This window comes from Luteimonas sp. gir (assembly GCF_037198055.1).
Taxonomy (GTDB): Bacteria; Pseudomonadota; Gammaproteobacteria; order Xanthomonadales; family Xanthomonadaceae; genus Luteimonas; species Luteimonas citri_A.
In genome coordinates, this window is sequence record NZ_JBBAXQ010000004.1 from 24,282 (window position 1) to 42,550 (window position 18,269).

6 protein-coding genes are annotated in these 18,269 nt (G+C 68.8%); 3 read left to right on the forward strand and 3 right to left on the reverse strand.

Annotation, left to right across the window (positions count from 1 at the left end):
* Positions 1–56 precede the first annotated feature (56 nt).
* Entirely contained in the window at positions 57–356 is a 300-nt protein-coding gene (locus tag WAF18_RS07835; RefSeq protein WP_337244603.1) for a ribbon-helix-helix domain-containing protein, read from the forward strand.
* Positions 343–768 carry a PIN domain-containing protein gene (locus WAF18_RS07840; protein ID WP_337244604.1) on the forward strand — a complete coding sequence of 142 codons (426 nt, stop codon included), beginning with the start codon at positions 343–345 and terminating at the stop codon, positions 766–768. Before WAF18_RS07835 ends, WAF18_RS07840 begins: the two co-directional genes overlap by 14 nt.
* Positions 769–846: 78 nt before the next feature.
* Here WAF18_RS07840 and WAF18_RS07845 read toward each other — a convergent pair whose 3' ends face one another.
* The 3 genes from WAF18_RS07845 to glmU all read right to left on the reverse strand — a co-directional run bounded on the left by WAF18_RS07845 (position 847) and on the right by glmU (position 16,192).
* Positions 847–4,533: a hypothetical protein gene (locus tag WAF18_RS07845; RefSeq protein WP_337244605.1), complete on the reverse strand. Its 3,687-nt coding sequence runs from the start codon at positions 4,531–4,533 to the stop codon at positions 847–849.
* A gap of 14 nt (positions 4,534–4,547) precedes the next feature.
* A complete protein-coding gene (locus WAF18_RS07850) occupies positions 4,548–14,417 on the reverse strand; it encodes an Ig-like domain-containing protein (protein WP_337244606.1) in 9,870 nt (3,289 codons plus the stop codon).
* Between the two features lie 404 nt (positions 14,418–14,821).
* Positions 14,822–16,192 carry a bifunctional UDP-N-acetylglucosamine diphosphorylase/glucosamine-1-phosphate N-acetyltransferase GlmU gene (glmU, locus tag WAF18_RS07855; protein WP_337244607.1) on the reverse strand — a complete coding sequence of 457 codons (1,371 nt, stop codon included), beginning with the start codon at positions 16,190–16,192 and terminating at the stop codon, positions 14,822–14,824.
* Positions 16,193–16,252: 60 nt separating this feature from the next.
* On the opposite strand from glmU, the gene WAF18_RS07860 reads away from it, so the two are divergent.
* Positions 16,253–18,265: a hypothetical protein gene (locus tag WAF18_RS07860; protein WP_337244608.1), complete on the forward strand. Its 2,013-nt coding sequence runs from the start codon at positions 16,253–16,255 to the stop codon at positions 18,263–18,265.
* The last annotated feature ends 4 nt before the right edge of the window (positions 18,266–18,269 follow it).

Consider the following 18,269-nt stretch of genomic DNA (forward strand, 5'->3'; position numbering starts at 1 on the left):
GCTGTCATACGTTTATGACACCTTCCGGAGCTCCGAAAATTTCTTGGAGACCAGCCATGACCGCCCCCTCTTCCGACGTCCGCATCAACGCCCGCCTGAGCGGGCCGGATGCCGCCCGGTTCCGCGAGTTGCTCGATCGTAGCGGCGGGTCCGCATCCGACTTGCTGCGCGATGCGTTGCGCGAGTACCACGCCACGCACGTCCAGCCGCGACGCGACCCGCTCGATCTGCTGGCCGGCTACATCGGTGCCGGGGACGGGCCTGAGGACCTGTCGGCCGGATACAAGACCTACTTGGCGGACGCTTTGGAGGAGAAGCTGCCGCTGCGCGTGCAGGACAGGCATGATCCTGACTGACAGCGGCTTCTGGATCGCGCTGGGCAATCGCCGCGACCGCCACCATGCCGTCGCGCGCACAGCGGTCGAGCGATGGGCAGGCGAAGGCTTCGCCACCACCTGGCCAGTCCTGACCGAAGTGACGCACCTGCTGGTTGCCCGTGTCGGGGTGCACCAGGCGCTGGCCTTCGTCGATTCCGTCTCGCAGGGCGCCTGCGTCGTGCCGCCACCGCCCGAGGACGCCCTGGGCCGTGCTGCGCACCTGATGCGCCGGTATCACGACCTCCCCATGGACCTCGCCGACGCGTCGCTGGTGATCCTTGCCGAGCAACTGCAGGAAGGGCGCATCCTGTCCACCGACCTGCGCGACTTCGCAGGCTATCGCTGGAAGGACACGCGCCCGTTCGAGAACCTGCTGCTGCCCGGGACCTGATCGCTGCCCGCCGCGAAGACGCCCCGCTGATGCCCCACGACGACCGGCGACTGGCGCCGGTCGCCGGTTCCCCGAAGCTCAGTAGCTTCCGACGAAGTTGATGTAGACCCCGCGGTGGTCGTAGTCGAAGTCGGTCAGGTCGTCGCTGAAATCGGTGAAGTTGTAGCCCACACCAATCCGGAAGTTGCGACCGATATCGCGGTCCACACCGACCATCCAGCCCTGACGCGTGCCGCCATCGTCGACGTCGAGCCAGCGGTACTCGGCCAGTGCGTGCCAGCGCTGCAGCAGCTCGTAGCGCACCTGGGTGGCCGCGAACGTCGTGGCCGAGTCGAACCACGCGCCGGTGCCGCGACCGTACCGCGCCTCGCCTTCGCGCCGCGCCAGCTTGCCGGCCACTTCCCAGTGGTCGTCGAGGCGATAGACGCCTTCGAGCGACAGCACCTGCGACTTCTGATCGACCTGCGCACCGCCGATCTGACCCAGCGTCGCCAGGTCGTACAGGTAGGTGTAGCGGCCGAACAGACCCCAGCGCGAGCTGTCCCACGGGCGGTAGGCGAAGCCGAGATTGCTCTCGATGAACTTCGCGCTGGCCGCCGGGTTCAGATCGTCCTGGGTGTCGGCGTAGTTGAAGCGGGCGGCCACGCGCCAGCTTTCGTTGAGGCGATGCTGCACCCGGTTGGTCGTGACCCACTGGGTCCGCCGCTCGACGCCGCTGTCCTCGCGCCACTCGATCTTGCTCTGCCAGTCCGTCCTCGACGAGGTCCGCCCGCCCGACACGCTGATCGCGCGCCGGTCGATCTGGCCACCGTCGCGGTTGGTCAGATCGCCGTCCGACAACGTCAGGCCGAGGTTCCAGCCGATCGCCGGGTAGAAATCCATACCGTAGGTATGCGCCAGGCCGGACTCGTAGCGGGACTTGAGGAACTGGCTTTCGTTGAACAGGTTGACCTGGTTCGACAGCCGCCAGCGCTGGCCCAGGGTCCAGCCGTTCTGCTGCGAACGGTTGAACAGCGGGTCGTACTCGGTGGTATCGGTCGAATAGGTATACGCGCCGTAGAAGCTGTGCTGCGGGGTCAGGCGGTACTCGCCGTTGATCTGCGCCGCGTCGCCGCGATCGCCGGTCGTGACTTCGGCGCCCACGCTCGACAGGTTGGCGAAGTTGTAGCGGCCGCCCAGGGTGTAGGCATCGTTGTCGGCGTAGCCGCCGTCGTCGTCGAGCGTCAGCTGCGCGGTGCCGTAGACATCCAGCGCGGTGCCGAAACGGTGCGTGTAACGCAGCGCACCGAGCACACCGGTCGCATCGCCGCCAAGGCGGCCTTCCTCGACGCGGCGGATCTCGGCGGCAAGCGCGTTGACATCCGACAAGCGCCACTCGGTCACCGCCTGGGCCTGGGTCAGGGTCTCGGCGCCGCGCTCGGCACGGCTGTAGCGCGCGTAGAAGCCGACGTCGCGACCGAACTCGCCCAGCACCTCGGCGCCGTACTCCTCGACATCGGCGCCGATGTCGAAGCGCGCGACCGAGAAGCCGGCATCCACGCGACGCCACCACGCACCGGTGCTCCAGTCGCTGGTGGTCCAGCCGAGCTCGCGGAAGTTCGCGCGGGCTTCGACCGCGGTGGCTTCGCCTTCGCGCGGGCCGACCGGATTGAGCTGCCCGAACGTCAGGCCGCCGTCGCTGGAGAAGAACACCGGCGCGCTGGTCGCCTCGGTGCGGCTGTGCTCGATCTTGAGGTAGGTGCCCTTGCCGGCCTGCAGCGTGAGGTCGGCCGACATCAGCGTGTAGTCTTCACCCGCCCGGCTTTCATCCACCCAGGTCGCACCGACGCCGACGTGATTGCCGAACCAGTGCTTGCCGCGCAGGCCGGCGGTGAGCTCGTCGGGGTCGAAGCCGCTGGGCACCCACTCGTAGTCGACGAGCATGCGCACATCGAACCCGTCGAGCGGCTGGTCGCGGATGATCGTGGGCAGGTTCTCGCGGCTGACCTGCGAGAGCGGGCGGGTCAGCATGATCCGGCCCTGCAACTCGTTGATCTCGTAGTCGGCGCCGCGCAGCAGCACCGTCCGTGCCTCGACACGGCCGGTGGTCGGATCGCGGACCTCGACCACGACCTGCTCCGAGCCCGGCAGCACGTCGGTGTGGCGCAGGTAGTACAGGCTGCCGCCGGTGCCGGAGAACTCGCTGTGACCCGGCGCGGTCTGCGCCTCGGACACGAACGCACGCAGTTCGGTCCCCGGATCGCCCCAGGCATTGGCCATGCGCGAGCGCCAGGCCAGCGCCGCGCCGTAGAGCGCACGCTGGTACTGCCCGTACTCGGTGCCGGTGAAGCCGGTCGAGAAATTGCCCCACAACGCCTGGTTCTTGTCCCAATCCATGCGCACGTAGAAGCGGCCCATGGTGTCGACGTCGCGATAGGTCGTCGAGTCGTCGCCGTAGGTCGGGTAGTACAGGTCGGGATCGACGCGCCGGAACACGTCCTGCGGGTCGGCCGAGGTGAAGCCATCGAACAGATCGCTCAGCGGCCGGTTCTGGGTGTCGGCCTGGGCGGTGATCAGATACTTGCCGCCGATCTTGCCCTTGCCGTAGAACGCCAGACGTCCGTCGCTGAGGATGTCGTCTTCGCGGCCCGCCATCGCCATCTCGCGACCGGGACCGCTGGCCTTGTTCTGGTAGACGGTGACGTCGGCAATACCGACGCCGAAGAAGTAGCGTCCGCTGACGTCGACATCGAGCGCGTGCTCCGACACTTCGCCATCGCGGCCACGCAGCCCGATATCGAAGCGGTGCTGGCCGACCGGCATCAGATACTCGGCGACGAACTTGCGTTCCAGATCGACCGGGTAGTTCTCGCCGTTGATCAGCAGCGTCTGCCCTTCGGGCAGATTGCGGCCGGTGATGCGCACGCGCGAGCCGTAGACCGGGATGTTCTGCTGGCGCAGGCCATTGCCCGAGAACACGTTGTCGACCAGCGCCTGCGCGGCCGCCTGATCGGCGCCCAGCGACATGCCCAGGCCGCGCTCGGTGCTCTGGCGCAGGATCTGTGCGCCGCGTTCGGCTTCAGCCGGTGTCACCAGTTGCAGGCGCTGGACGAAGGTCTCGTCGAAGTTGCCGGCCGCGTCATAGGCGCGCAGCACGTACACCAGCTCGTCGCCGGTCCGGTACTGGCGGCCTGCGGGCAGTGTGCCGTCCCACTCGGCATCGGCGACCGCCGAGCGCGGCAGTTCGAACTGCGCGATCGGCTCGATCAGATCGGCATCGGCGGCGCGGTAGAGCGTCAGCTCCAGCCGCTCGACGAAGTCGATGTAGTTGCTGCGCGCGAAGAAGCGCACCGGCTTGACGATGCGGCCATTCTCGAACGGCACCATCGTCGGCGCCGACACCGACAGCTCCGGCTGGCCGAGGTTGGGGTCCTCGGTCGCCCAGATGGCGCCGCCACCGGGCAACTGCACCGAGAACTGGCCCACCGCGGTCGCGCGACCGGGCTGCTCCAGCGCGACGCTGACGCGGCGATCGGGCTGCAGCGCCTGAGACGAGGACGCCTCGCTGGTGCCGCGGGTGACCGGCTGGTCGTAGCTGCGCGTGCGCAGCCGGAACAGCAGGTCGCCGTCGCTGCGGCAGCCATCGGCGTCGCAGTCCATGGTCGCGGCGCCAGCGGCGCCGTCATCGGCGGTCGGCGCCGCGGGGGCGCTCTGCGCCGCCGCGGTCGTCGATGCCATGCCGGCCAGTGCAGCCAGCAGCGCTGCGTCGAGCAGCTTCCTCTTCATGATCCGGTCCCCTTTCACTTCCGCGCCTCCCCGACAGGAGCGGCCGGATCCCTGCTTGCTTCCACCCGGGTCTTGGCCCGGACCTGCGGGCTCAGACGTCCCGAGAGCGCATCGAACACCGACTGCGCGCGGCGCAGGCCCAGGTCGACGTTGTAGGCGTGCGAACCGCGCACGTCGGTATGGCCCACGATGCCGACCGTCCCGCCACCCAGCGCTTCGAGGCGCTGGGCGACTGCGTCGAGCAGCGCTTCGAACTCCGGCCGGATGGCCGACTTGTCGGTGTCGAACAACACGGTGCCCAGCAACACGCCGCCGTTGCCGACGCCGGCCACCATCGCGTGCGGATCTTCGACCCGCGTCCGCATTTCGACGGTCAGCGCAGCTGCCGCCTCCGGTGCGACCCGCGACTGCAGTGCGTCGCGGACCGCCGCCGCCCGGGCAAAGGCGAGCGCTTCGTGCTCGCCCTCACCGGTGACGACCACCCGGCCACCGCGGTAGCGGTCGATCTGCCCGGCCATCGCCTCGATCGCCGGCAGATACGCCTCGCGCAGTTCGCTGCTGTCCGGGGCGAAGAACACTTCGCCCAGTTCCAGCTCCACCGCCTCGCGGCCACCCTGCAACTCGATCATCGGCAACTTGACGCCGAAGTCGAAGCGCACCGGCAGACCCGGCGTCACGCGCCGCACCAGCGGATTGGCGGTCGTGAACTCGGTGCCCGGCGGCAGCGTGGACGGATCCACCTTCAGGATGAAGTTGCGCCCGTGCATCGCGTTGCCGCCCGGCACGTCCACCAGGTGATAGCGGCCGTACTGGTCGGTCTCGATCAGCAGACCTTCCACCGACGCAATCCGCACGCCCGGGATGCCGCGCTCATCGATCCCGCTGTTGGCGATCACGTACTCGACCACCAAGCCATCTGCCTCCTGCATCACACGTCGCGTGACGGTCGGCTCGGCCGCGGACAGGCCCTTGGCCGCCTCGCCCTCGCGTTCCACCTGCGTGCTGCCGTCGACCGCCATGCGCACCGTCACGCCCTGGGCGCTGGTGAGCACGAAGTCCCCGGCGAACGTCGCCGAGCGCAGACGCTGACGAATGACCACCTGGTGCGCCTCGACCGGATCACCGACCGACTGCCGGCCCGTGATCGTGCCCAGCGCCATCCCGTGCAGCAGCGGCGCGCTGGCGTCGGCGACCGGCTGCGGCCCTTCGCCGCGGTCGATCGTGGTCGAGCCGGCAACATAGGCCTCCGGCGCGAACCCGCCCTGCACCCGAACATCGGTCAGCACCGCACTCGCCTGCCAGCCATCGCCATTGCGATCGTCGAACACCGTGCCGAACACCAGGCTGTCGTCGAGCAGCGGATCGAACGCGGTCCCGACCTGGGCGGTGGCGATGTTCGACAGCGGCACGCCGCTCTCGCTCTGCGCCACGGCCTGGTTGATGTGGGAACCGGCACGGATGCCTGCGCCCACACGCAGCAGGTAGCTGATGCTCATGGTGTCGCCCGGCGCAAGGTCGAGGCTGGAGATGCGGATCGGGTTGTGACCCGACACCGCCAGCGCCCGGCCGTCGCCACTCGACAGCGAACCGTCGACGTAGCTGAAGCCCTGCGGCGGCGTATCGAGGACATGCGCCCCGGTCACCATCGCGTTGCTCACGTTCTCCACCGTCAGCGTGTAACGCACCAGATCGCCGACCTTGACCTCGCGCACGGCCACCGACTTGGTGATGCGCAGCGGGGCCTCGCCCTGGACCTTCACCGTCACCGTCGCGGTGTCGCACACCGGCGCCGGGTAGGAGGTGTCGCAGACGCGGTACACGAAGCTGTCCTCACCGTTGTAGCCGAATGCCGGCGTGTAGCTGCAGGTGCCGTTCGCACAGCTCACCTGGCCGTGCTGCGGCGGGGTCAGGATGGTCACCGAGCCCGGATCGAGCGGCGCCCCCGTGCTGGTGTCGTTGTCGACCACCACCACCGGCGTCGGCACACCCGGCTCCGCAGTCCCGGCATCGTCATCGATCGCCTCGACGATGTTCGGACGCACCGTGACCGTCACCGTGGCCGTCGCGCAGTTCTCCGGGTTGGTGATCTCGCAGATCCGGTACTCGAAGCTGTCGTCGCCCGAGAAGCCGGGGTTGGGCGTGTAGACCACTGTCCCGTCGGGCTGGATCACGATGCTGCCGTTCGCAGGCGGCGTGAGCTCCACGACCGTGACGTCGTCGGCATCGACCGGCACCCCGTTGAGGGTGTCGTTGTCGAGCACCGGGATCGTGACCGGCGTGTTCTGATCGGTCGTCGTGCTGTCGTCGGCAGCCGTGATCTCCGGCGCCTCGACCACCACCGTGACGCTGGCGGTATCGCAGTTCTCGGGATTGAGCACCTCACAGATCGTGTACTCGAAGCTGTAGCTGCCTGCCGGGGTCCCCGGCGTGACACCGACCACACCCGTCGACGGATCCACCACGATGCCCGGGGGCAGCGTGCCGACCGTGATCGTCACCGTGTCCGGCGTCGCGGGCACGCCGTTGAGCGTGTCGTTGTCCAGCACGTTGCCGACCGACGGATCGCCGGTGGCGCCGTTGACCGGGCCGTAGCTGTCGTCGGTGGCCACGATCTCGGCCGCCTCGACGTCCACCGTCACCGTCGCGGTGTCGCAGTTGTCGGGGTTGAGGACCTCGCAGATCGTGTACTCGAAGGTGTAGCTGCCTGCCGGGGTGCCCGGCGAGACGCCGACCACACCCGTCGACGGATCCACCACGATGCCCGTGGGCAGCGCACCGACCGTGATCGTCACCGTGTCCGGGGTCGCCGGCACGCCATTGAGCGTGTCGTTGTCCAGCACGTTGCCGACCGACGGATCGCCGGTGGCGCCGTTGACCGGGCCGTAGCTGTCATCGGTGGCCACGATCTCGGCCGCCTCGACGTCCACCGTCACCGTCGCGGTGTCGCAGTTGTCGGGGTTGAGGACCTCACAGATCGTGTACTCGAAGGTGTAGCTGCCCGCCGGGGTGCCCGGCGCGACGCCGACCACGCCCGTCGAGGGATCCACCACGATGCCCGGGGGCAACGTGCCGACCGTGATCGTCACCGTGTCCGGCGTTGCCGGCACGCCGTTGAGCGTGTCGTTGTCCAGCACGTTGCCGACCGACGGATCGCCGGTAGCACCGTTGACCGGGCCATAGCTGTCGTCGGTGGCCACGATCTCGGCCGCCTCGACCACCACCGTCACCGTCGCGGTGTCGCAGTTGGACGGATTGAGCACTTCGCAGATCGTGTACTCGAAGGTGTAGCTGCCCGCTGGGGTGCCCGGCGAGACGCCGACCACACCCGTCGACGGATCCACCACGATGCCCGTGGGCAGCGTGCCGACCGTGATCGTCACCGTGTCCGGCGTTGCTGGCACGCCGTTGAGCGTGTCGTTGTCCAGCACGTTGCCGACCGACGGATCGCCGGTGGCGCCGTTGACCGGGCCGTAGCTGTCGTCGGTGGCCACGATCTCGGCCGCCTCGACCACCACCGTCACCGTCGCGGTGTCACAGTTGTCGGGGTTGAGCAACTCGCAGATCGTGTACTCGAAGGTGTACGTGCCTGCCGGGGTGCCCGGCGCGACGCCGACCACGCCCGTCGACGGATCCACCACGACGCCCACACGCAGCTCGCCGACCGTGATCTTCACCGTATCGATGGTTGCCGGCACGCCGTTGAGCGTGTCGTTGTCCAGGATGTTGCCGACCGACGGATTGCCGGTGGCACCGTTGACCGGGCCGTAGTTGTCGTCGTTGGCCACGATCTCGGCCGCCTCGACCACCACGGTCACCGTCGCGGTGTCGCAGTTGGACGGATTGAGCACTTCGCAGATCGTGTAGTCGAAGGTGTAGCTGCCCGCCGGGGTGCCCGGCGCGACGCCGACCACGCCCGTCGACGGATCCACCACGATGCCCGTGGGCAGCGTGCCGACCGTGATCGTCACCGTGTCGATGGTCGCCGGCACGCCATTGAGCGTGTCGTTGTCCAGCACATTGCCGACCGACGGATTGCCGGTGGCGCCGTTGACCGGGCCGTAGTTGTCGTCGGTGGCCACGATCTCGGCCGCCTCGACCACCACGGTCACCGTCGCGGTGTCGCAGTTGGCCGGGTTGAGCACCTCGCAGATCGTGTAGTCGAAGGTGTAGCTGCCCGCCGGGGTGCCCGGCGAGACGCCGACCACGCCCGTCGACGGATCCGCCACGATGCCCGTGGGCAGCGTGCCGAGCGTGATCGTCACCGTGTCGATGGTCGCCGGCACGCCATTGAGCGTGTCGTTGTCCAGGATGTTGCCGACCGACGGGTTGCCGGTGGCGCCGTTGACCGGGCCATAGCTGTCGTCGTTGGCCACGATCTCGTACGGCGTCACGTCGATGGTGACCGACGGCTGACAGGCGGCGGAGGTATCGCCGGCCGGACAGACCGCCGGTTCATCGGTGGTGATGACGGCGGTGTTGACCACCTGGCCGGCATTCACATCGGCCTGGGTCACCGCGTAGGTGCCCGTCAGCACGCAGCTCGCACCGGGGGCCAGGCTGGCGCAGACCAGGCTCGACGGCGTGATGCGGTCGTCGCGCACCTCCACATTGCCCAGGCTCACCGTGCCGGTATTGGTCGCGGTGATGGTGTAGGTCAGCGTGTCGCCGAGGGTGACGGTACCGCTGCCATCCTCGTCGGCGTTGCCGGCCAGCGCCTTGTTGGTCGCCATGCTGGGGTTGCGCTCGATGGTGACGTCTTCCTCGTCCGGCGGGCTCGTCGTCGTGCCGCCGCCCGGCGTCGTGCCGGTCGCGGTCGCGGTGTTGAGCACTTCACCGGCGTCGACTTCCGCCTGCGTGATCGTGTGCGTGCCAGTGCAGGTCGTGCTCGCACCCGGGGCCAGCGTCGTCACCGGGCACACGGCCGCGGCGTCGAGCCTGTCGTCGTCGATCGCGATGTTGGCAATCGTCACGTTGCCGGTATTGGTCACCAGGAACGAATAGGCAATGGTGCTGCCTGCGGTGTTGCCGCTCGGCGTGCTCGCGGTCTTGACCACCGTCAGCGACGGCGTGGTCTCGAGCGTCACGTCCTCTTCGTCCGGCGGACTCGTCGTCGTGCCGCCGCCCGGCGTCGTGCCGGTCGCGGTCGCGGTGTTGAGCACTTCACCGGCGTCGACTTCCGCCTGCGTGATCGTGTGCGTGCCGGTGCAGGTCGTGCTCGCACCCGGGGCCAGCGTCGTCACCGGGCACACAGCCGCGGCGTCGAGCTGAGCATCGTCGATCGCGATATTGGCAATCGTCACGTTGCCGGTGTTGGTCACCAGGAACGAATAGGCAATCGTGCTGCCGGCGGTGTTGCCGCTCGGCGTGCTCGCGGTCTTGACCACCGTCAGCGACGGCGTGGTCTCGAGCGTCACGTCCTCTTCGTCCGGCGGGCTCGTCGTCGTGCCGCCGCCCGGCGTCGTGCCGGTCGCGGTCGCGGTGTTGAGCACTTCACCAGCGTCGACTTCCGCCTGGGTGATCGTGTGCGTGCCGGTGCAGGTCGTGCTCGCACCAGGGGCCAACGTCGTCACCGGGCACACGGCCGCGGCGTCGAGCTGGGCATCGTCGATCGCGACATTCGTGATCGTCACGTTGCCGGTGTTGGTCACCAGGAACGAATAGGCAATCGTGCTACCGGCGGTATTGCCGCTCGGCGTGCCCGCGGTCTTGACCACCGTCAGCGACGGCGTGGTCTCGAGCGTCACGTCTTCTTCGTCCGGCGGGCTCGTCGTCGTGCCGCCGCCCGGCGTCGTGCCGGTCGCGGTCGCGGTGTTGAGCACTTCACCGGCGTCGACTTCCGCCTGCGTGATCGTGTGCGTGCCGGTGCAGGTCGTGCTCGCACCCGGCGCCAGCGTCGTCACCGGGCACACAGCCGCGGCGTCGAGCTGAGCATCGTCGATCGCGATATTGGCAATCGTCACGTTGCCGGTGTTGGTCACCAGGAACGAATAGGCGATGGTGCTGCCGGCGGTGTTGCCGCTCGGCGTGCCCGCGGCCTTGACCACCGTCAGCGACGGCGTGGTCTCGAGCGTCACGTCCTCTTCGTCCGGCGGGCTCGTCGTCGTGCCACCGCCCGGCGTCGTGCCGGTCGCGGTCGCGGTGTTGAGCACTTCTCCGGCGTCGACTTCCGCTTGCGTGATCGTGTGCGTGCCGGTGCATGTCGTGCTCGCACCCGGGGCCAGCGTCGTCACCGGGCACACGGCCGCGGCGTCGAGCTTGTCGTCGTCGATCGCGACATTCGTGATCGTCACGTTGCCGGTGTTGGTCACCAGGAACGAATAGGCAATGGTGCTGCCTGCGGTGTTGCCGCTCGGCGTGCCCGCGGTCTTGACCACCGTCAGCGACGGCGTGGTCTCGAGCGTCACGTCCTCTTCGTCCGGCGGACTCGTCGTCGTGCCGCCGCCCGGCGTCGTGCCGGTCGCGGTCGCGGTGTTGAGCACTTCGCCAGCGTCGACTTCCGACTGCGTGATCGTGTGCGTGCCGGTGCAGGTCGTGCTCGCACCCGGCGCCAGCGTCGTCACCGGGCACACGGCCGCGGCGTCGAGCTTGTCGTCATCGATCGCGATATTGGCAATCGTCACGTTGCCGGTGTTGGTCACCAAGAACGAATACGCAATCGTGCTGCCGGCGGTGTTGCCGCTCGGCGTACCTGCGGTCTTGACCACCGTCAGCGACGGATCGGGCGTCTCGGTAGGAATCTCGATCGTCGGCTGGCAGGCGGCGGCGGCGGTCGAACCGGCCGGACAGACCTGGGGCGTGTCGGGCGTGGTGACGATCGCGGTATTGCGGATCGTGCCTGCATCCGCATCGGCCTGGGTCACCGTGTAGGTGCCCACCAGGGCGCAGCTGTCACCCACCGTCAGCGGTGCGCAGGTGATGCTGTCCGGCGTGATGCGCGCGTCGGCCACCGTCACGGTGGGCAGCGTGACGTTGCCACTGTTGGTGACCGTCACGGTGTAGGTCAGCACATCGCCCACGGCCACCGGGCCGGCCGGCGTCGCGCCATTGACCGCCGTCAACGCCTTGGTCGAGGTGACCGCCGGCTCGACGTCGATCAGCGTGGTCTCGTCGCAGTCGTTACCCGCCACCGCACAGTCGATGCCATTGACCGTGACCGAGTTGACGATCTGGTTGACCGTGGCCGGCGTGCCGACATCGATCTGCACCACGAACGAGAACACGGTGCTCTGACCGGCCAGCACATTGCGCGACTCGGTGTTGACGCAGTTGGCGCCGGTGCAGGTGAAGTCGTCCGCCGTCGCGCCATGCAGGGTGTTGGCCGGCACGGTCTCGACGACGTCGCCCGCGAACACGGTCGCGGCCTGGGTGCCGCCGACATGGCGGACCTCGATCGCATAGCCCAGCAGGTCGCCCGGCGCGGCCGATTCGCCCGCAGCAACGGGCAGGCCGTTGCGGGTGATCGAGGCCAGCGTCTTGGTGACCTGCAACTGCGCGGGCGCGATGGTCGGGAAGCTGCACGAGGCAAGATCGCGGCCTGCCCCACTGGCCGATGCGCCGACTTGCGACATCGTGCCGTTGGTCAGATCCATTGCGTAGTAGGCGCCGGTGGTGTTGACGACCACGTAGAGCAGACCGTCTGCGCCGAACGCCGCGCCTGCGTAGTTCACACCCGACGGTGCGCCGGTGAAGGTCTGCTGGCGGGTCGCGGTGCCCGCGTCGACATCGACGCGATACAGGTCGTTGCCGGCCACCAGCCAGCCCACGCCCGCATTGTCGAACGCGATGTCGCCCGAGCCGAAGTCGCTCGGCGCCACGTCGTAGGTCAGGGTGCTCTGCCCGCCGAGCCGATAGCCGTAGTCGCCGTCGCGCTCGATACGGTACATCTGCGCCGTCGCCCCAGCGCCTGCGCGGGTCGCGGCCGTGATCAGATAGCCCACGCCGGCCTGGGTCATGCCCGCACGCGGCAGATTGGCGTTGATCGTCACGCCGGTGCGATACCAGCCGGGGCTGGTGGGATGGGTCGGATCATAGGCCCAGATCGTGTTGCCGCCCGCCTGGTGGAACAGCAGACGGGTCCGACCGGTCGGATCGACCATCAGCGCATTGAGGTCACCGGGGACCGCGAAGTCCAGACCGGCAACACGGCTGTCGGCGGCCGATCCCGGCGAGTACTGATAGATGCCGACGCCGTTGACGATGTTGAAGAAGCCGCCATCTGTCGGACAGAACCCGATCTCCTCGGCCGACGGGACGACCGGGCCGATCACATTGGCTTCCGCCTCGCCCTCGACATCCTGCGGCAAGGGCACGGTTTGGGCGTTGTGGCGCACCGAGACGACGTTGCGGATGAACTCGCCAGTCGGCGTCGCGGTATCGACGCGCACGCGGAACGACATCTGGGCCGATTGGGCAGGCGAGAGCATGCCGCCGGCCGAGCCGGTGGCACCGGTACCGATCCGGAACACGACGCGGTTGTTGACGGCATCGAACTCGGCGATGTCGTCGCCCGCCGCATCGGACATGCTGCCGGTGGCCGCATCGGCCGCGTTGGTGAGCACCCGCAACGAACCGGGCACATAAGTGGTGTTGGCCGGAATCGGGTCGGTGACGACCACGTTGGTCGCGCCGTCCTGGCCGTTGTTGGTGAACGAGACGATGTACTCGACCTCTTCGCCCTGGCGGACTTCGCTGCTCGGCCCGAGCACCTCGCCCGAGGGCACGCGGCGCGCTTGCTTGGTCAGCGACGTGACGAGGTCGGGGAAGAACAGGTCGGTCGCGAAGACCAGCGCATGCGGAAAGTACGCGTCGCCCGTACTGGTGAATTCCAACGTCGCGCCGGTGGCGCCGTTGCGCAGACGCGGGCGGTTGGCATTGGCGGCGTTATTGGAGATATCGACCAGCTTCAGATCGACGGCGAACTGGTTGACGTAGTCGGGATTCTTGGCGGTATAGCGCTGGCCCAGACGGCTGATGCCGCCGTTCCAGAAGTTGTTGGCCGGGTTCAGCGCATCGCTGAGCGCACCGGCATTGAGCACATCCGAGCCGGTGAGCCGGAACTGGTCGCCAACGATGCCGCCGTCGCCTTCCCACACAAGCGCGCCCATGTAGGCGGTGAACTCGCCGTTTTGCGGGGTCAACAGGCCGGTGACCGTGACGGACTGCGGGCTGCCGTTAGAGACATAGCCGGCATCGCCATCGAACACCATCAAGCGTCGGTACGGCTTGCTGTCGTGCTCGTAGAGCACGATCAGCGCCCAACCGCCGTATTGGCCCAGGCTTCCGCCGTTGTTGACGTTTCCGATGCGGCCGATATCCGAGGTCAGTCCGCCCGCACCATAGGTACCCGCGCCCGCGGACGCGACCAGCGCGGTGACATCGCGGTAGGCCGTATAAGGACGGCTACCCGCGTCACCCTGATCGGGGAAGGTATTGAGGTCGGTGGCGGTGATCGCCTGGTAGTTGCCGGAAGGGGTCCGGAACTGCAGCGTGCCGCGGCCCGCGTCGTCCGATCGGCCGCCCCAGTAGAGGCCGGCCGAGAGCACGCGCGCCCCGCTGGGCAGGCTCAGGGTCGCGGTCGAGGAGTTCTGCGGCACACCGGCGGGCAACCGATTGCCCTCAACGTTGACGAACTCCATCGCCATGTTGGAGCCGTTGTTGAGGCCGCTGTTGGACTGGTTGCAGCTGGCGCAGGTCAACAGCGCGTTGCCGATCATCTCGACGTCGCCGCGCGCATTGAAGCTGTGCCGCTCATTGAGCTGCGCCTGTGCCACGCCTTGCGCGAGCAGCAGGACGCAGATGGCCATCAGCCATCGTGCCCGCCCCGTCAACACGCGGCGGATCTCCGCCACGATCCGGTTGTTCGTCTGCCCATCTTGCTGGCTCATGCCCTGCCCCTTCGCTCTTCGTTCGGTCCGCGACCGCAACCCGCGGTCTCGTCGCTGCCAGGCGCGCGCTCATGCGCCGACATGCACGAACGGAAGGCGCAGGCCTTCCGCCGCGATGTCGGCGGCAGATCGCACGGTTGTTTGGCGCCGCACGCGGCGCACCCCTGGACAACGGCCGGCATTAGACGGCAAGGCGCGCGGGGATACACGCACGCTTGCTCACCATTTATTTCACGGAAAACTCACATCGCTGAGCAGGGAGCCGCGGCAAGCGGCCATGCGGCCTCGATCGGCGGGCTCCGACGCTCGAACGATATCGATCGCAGCACCGTTGCAGCACTGCAAATGGCGGCGCCGATCGCGCCCGCGCGGCCGCCGCGCCACGCGGGCGGCCGTGCACCGGATCAGCGTGGGCGCTTGACCGGGCGCGCCCAGCCTTCGATCAGGCTTTGCCGTGCCCGCGCAACAGCGAGCTTGCCGTCGGGTACATCGGCGGTGATCACCGAGCCGGCGGCGGTCGTGGCGTCATGGCCGATGCGCACCGGCGCGACCAGCGCGGCGTTGGAGCCGATGAACGCACGGTCGCCGATGACGGTCTTGGACTTGTTCGCGCCGTCGTAGTTGCAGGTGATCGTGCCGGCACCGATGTTGCTGCCGGCCCCGACCTCGGCGTCGCCCAGGTAGGTCAGATGGTTGGCCTTGCTGCCGACGCCAAGGGTCGCGTTCTTGGTCTCGACGAAGTTGCCCACGTGCACACCGTCGGCGAGCACGGTGCCCGGGCGGAGCCGTGCGAATGGACCAATCGTGACGGCGCCCTCGGCACGCACGCCGTCCAGGTCGCAATGCGCGCGGACCTCGGTGCCTTCGGCCAGGCCAACGTCACGCAGCCGGCAGAACGGCCCGATACGCACCCCCTCGCCCAGTTCGACGCGGCCCTCGAACACCACGTCGACGTCGATTTCAACGTCCGGCGCGACGACCACCTCGCCGCGGATATCCACGCGTGCAGGATCGGCGAACCGGGCGCCCCGTTGGCACAGCGCCCGCACCGCACGCAGCTGCCACGCACGCTCGAGCTGGGCCAGTTGCCAGGGATCATTGGCGCCTTCGGCCTCGAGCGGGTCGTCGACCATGATGATCTGCGCGGCGCTGTACTCGTCGGCAGCCATCGCGAACACATCGGTCAGGTAGTACTCGCCCTGCGCATTGTCCGACGACAGCCGCGCGAGCCAGGATTTGAGTGCGGTCGCCTCGGCCGCGAGGATGCCGGTATTGACCAGGCCGATCCGGCGCTGCTCTTCATCGGCGTCCTTGTGCTCGACGATCGCACCGACGTGGCCCTCGGGATCGCGCACGATGCGGCCGTAGCCGGTCGGATTCTCGAGTTCGGCCGCCAGCACCGCCAGCCGGCCCTCGACCGCCACCAACCCGCGCAGGGTCTGCGCGCGCAGCAGCGGCACGTCGCCGTAGAGCACGAGCACCTGAGCCCCGTCGGGCACCGCGTCCATCGCCTGGCGGACCGCATGCCCGGTGCCCAGTTGCTCGCGCTGCTCAGCCCACTGCAGATCGGCCTGATCGGCGAAGGCCGCCTGCACCTGATCGCCGCGGTGACCGTACACGATGTGGATGCCCGCGGGCTCAAGTTCGCGCGCCGCCGCGACCACGTGCCAGAGCATCGGCCTGCCGGCGATCTTCTGCAGCACCTTGGGCAGCGAGGACTTCATGCGCTTGCCCTCGCCTGCGGCGAGGATGACGACGTGCAGCGGAGCGGTCATGGCGTTCGAAACCTGGCGGGGGTTCGATGATAATCGACGCCCGTGCCTCTAGGACCTGCGATGTTCCGTTCCCGAGCCCCCGCCACCGCGGGTGGGCCGCAACGTTGGGCGGCCCTGGTCTGGGCCGCCGGCCCCGTCCTGGTCGCGATCGGCATCGCGGCCCACGGGCTGTGGGCGCAGCTGCCCTGGGAACGCTTCGCACTCGCCCTGGCGCTGGCGTTGGTGGCCACCGCCCTGGCTTGGCCGGCCGTGCGCTGGCTTCGCTGGCGTTGGGCATCGGCCCTGGTCGCAGTCTGGAGCGGCGCATTGCTCCTGTTCGCGGGGCCCAGGCCGGTGTTCGCAGTCGCATTGCTCGCGCTTGCGGCGATGGCGACCGGGCTGCGCTGGGTGCCGGCCCGGCTTCCCGCACGTGCGGCCATCGCGGCGATCCTCGGCTATGCAGCGATCGCCGGCGTCACGGGCTGGCTGCTCGCGCTGCCGATCCACCACGCGCCGGTGTGGCTGGTCGCACTGGCGGCGCTCGTCGTGCTCGGCCGCAAGGCCTTGGTCGCCGAGCTGCGCGCATCCACGAGCGCGTGGCGCGACGCTGCCGCCGAGTCCCCCCGCGCCTTGGCATGGAGCGTGATGCTGCTGGGGCTGGCATCGACAGGCACATGGTTGCCGACGATGCAGATGGATGACCTCACCTACCATCTCAATCTACCCGCGCAGTTGGCTTTGCATGCGCACTACCAAGCCGCGCCCCAGCATGGTGTCTGGGCGTTCGCACCGTGGTTGGGCGATATCGGCCAAGGCATTGCGTGGCTGATTGCCGGCCAGGAAGCGCGCGGCGCGCTCAACGCATTCTGGCTCATTGCCGCGGCCGTCGCCTTGGGCGGCTGCGCGCGCGCATTGGGCGCAACGCCACTGGAGCGCAACGCGGCAATCGCGCTGTTCGCGAGCTTCCCGCCCTTGGTCTGGCTGACCGCCGGCATGCAGACCGAACTGCCGGCGATGGCGGTGCTGTTCGCGTTGGGCGCGGTGCTTGCCCATCGCGACGACGACGGGCCGCGGCTGATGGCGGCCGCGCTGCTGCTGGCGGCGCTCACTGCGCTCAAGCCGATCCATGCGCTCTCGGCATTGCCGCTGCTGGTGTGGGCGAGCATGCGTGGCCTGCCGCGCGCCAGCGCGCAGCACTGGCTGGTGGCGCTGGCGGCCGGCCTGTTGATCGCCGGCTCGAGTTACGCCAACGCCTGGTGGCATACCGGCAATCCGGTGCTGCCGCTGTTCAATGCGGTGTTCCAATCGCCATTCCATCCCCCGGAGAACATGGGCGACGACCGCTGGCACGCAGGACTGGGCCTCGGCCTGCCCTGGCAGCTCACATTCGCCAGCAGCCGCTACGTCGAAGCCTGGGATGGCGGCGCCGGCTTTCTGCTGATCGGGCTGGCCGGCGCCTGGCTGCTCGCACTTGGACGGCGTGCGACGCGGGGGTTTGCGCTCGCGGTCGCTGGCGTCGCCTTGCTGCCGTTGCTGCCGATGCAGTACGCGCGCTATGCCTATCCAGGCATCGCGCTGCTGATCGTCGCCTGCCTGCCCGGCAGTCGCGCCCAGGTCGGCGACCGGGCCTGGCGCTGGGGCATCGTTGCGCTGTGCGCGCTGAACCTCGCGTTCCAGGCCAACGCGGGATGGACCCACCACAGCGCCGCACTCAAGCGCACCCTGCGCGCACCGGGGGATGCCTCGGCGGTGCTGCCGCATTACGTCGCCGAGCGGACGCTGATCGCCGGGCTCCCCGACGACGACGGCATCGTGCTGGCCACCGATCCCCAGCGCGGCTACATCGCCGAACTCGCCGGTCGCGGACGGCTGATGTCGCTCCACGCACCGACGCTCGCTGCCGCGCGGCTGGCCGCCGACGCCGATCCGTCCGGCGACGCGTGGCGACGGGTATTCGCCGACACCGATGCGCGCTGGATCTTGGTCACCGAGGCCGACGCGTCCCCGGCCCTGCGCGCCGGTCTGGCCGCGAGCGGTGCGGTCCATGTCCGCAGCCTCAATGGTATCGCGCTGTGGCGGCGCGGGCAGGAGTGATCGT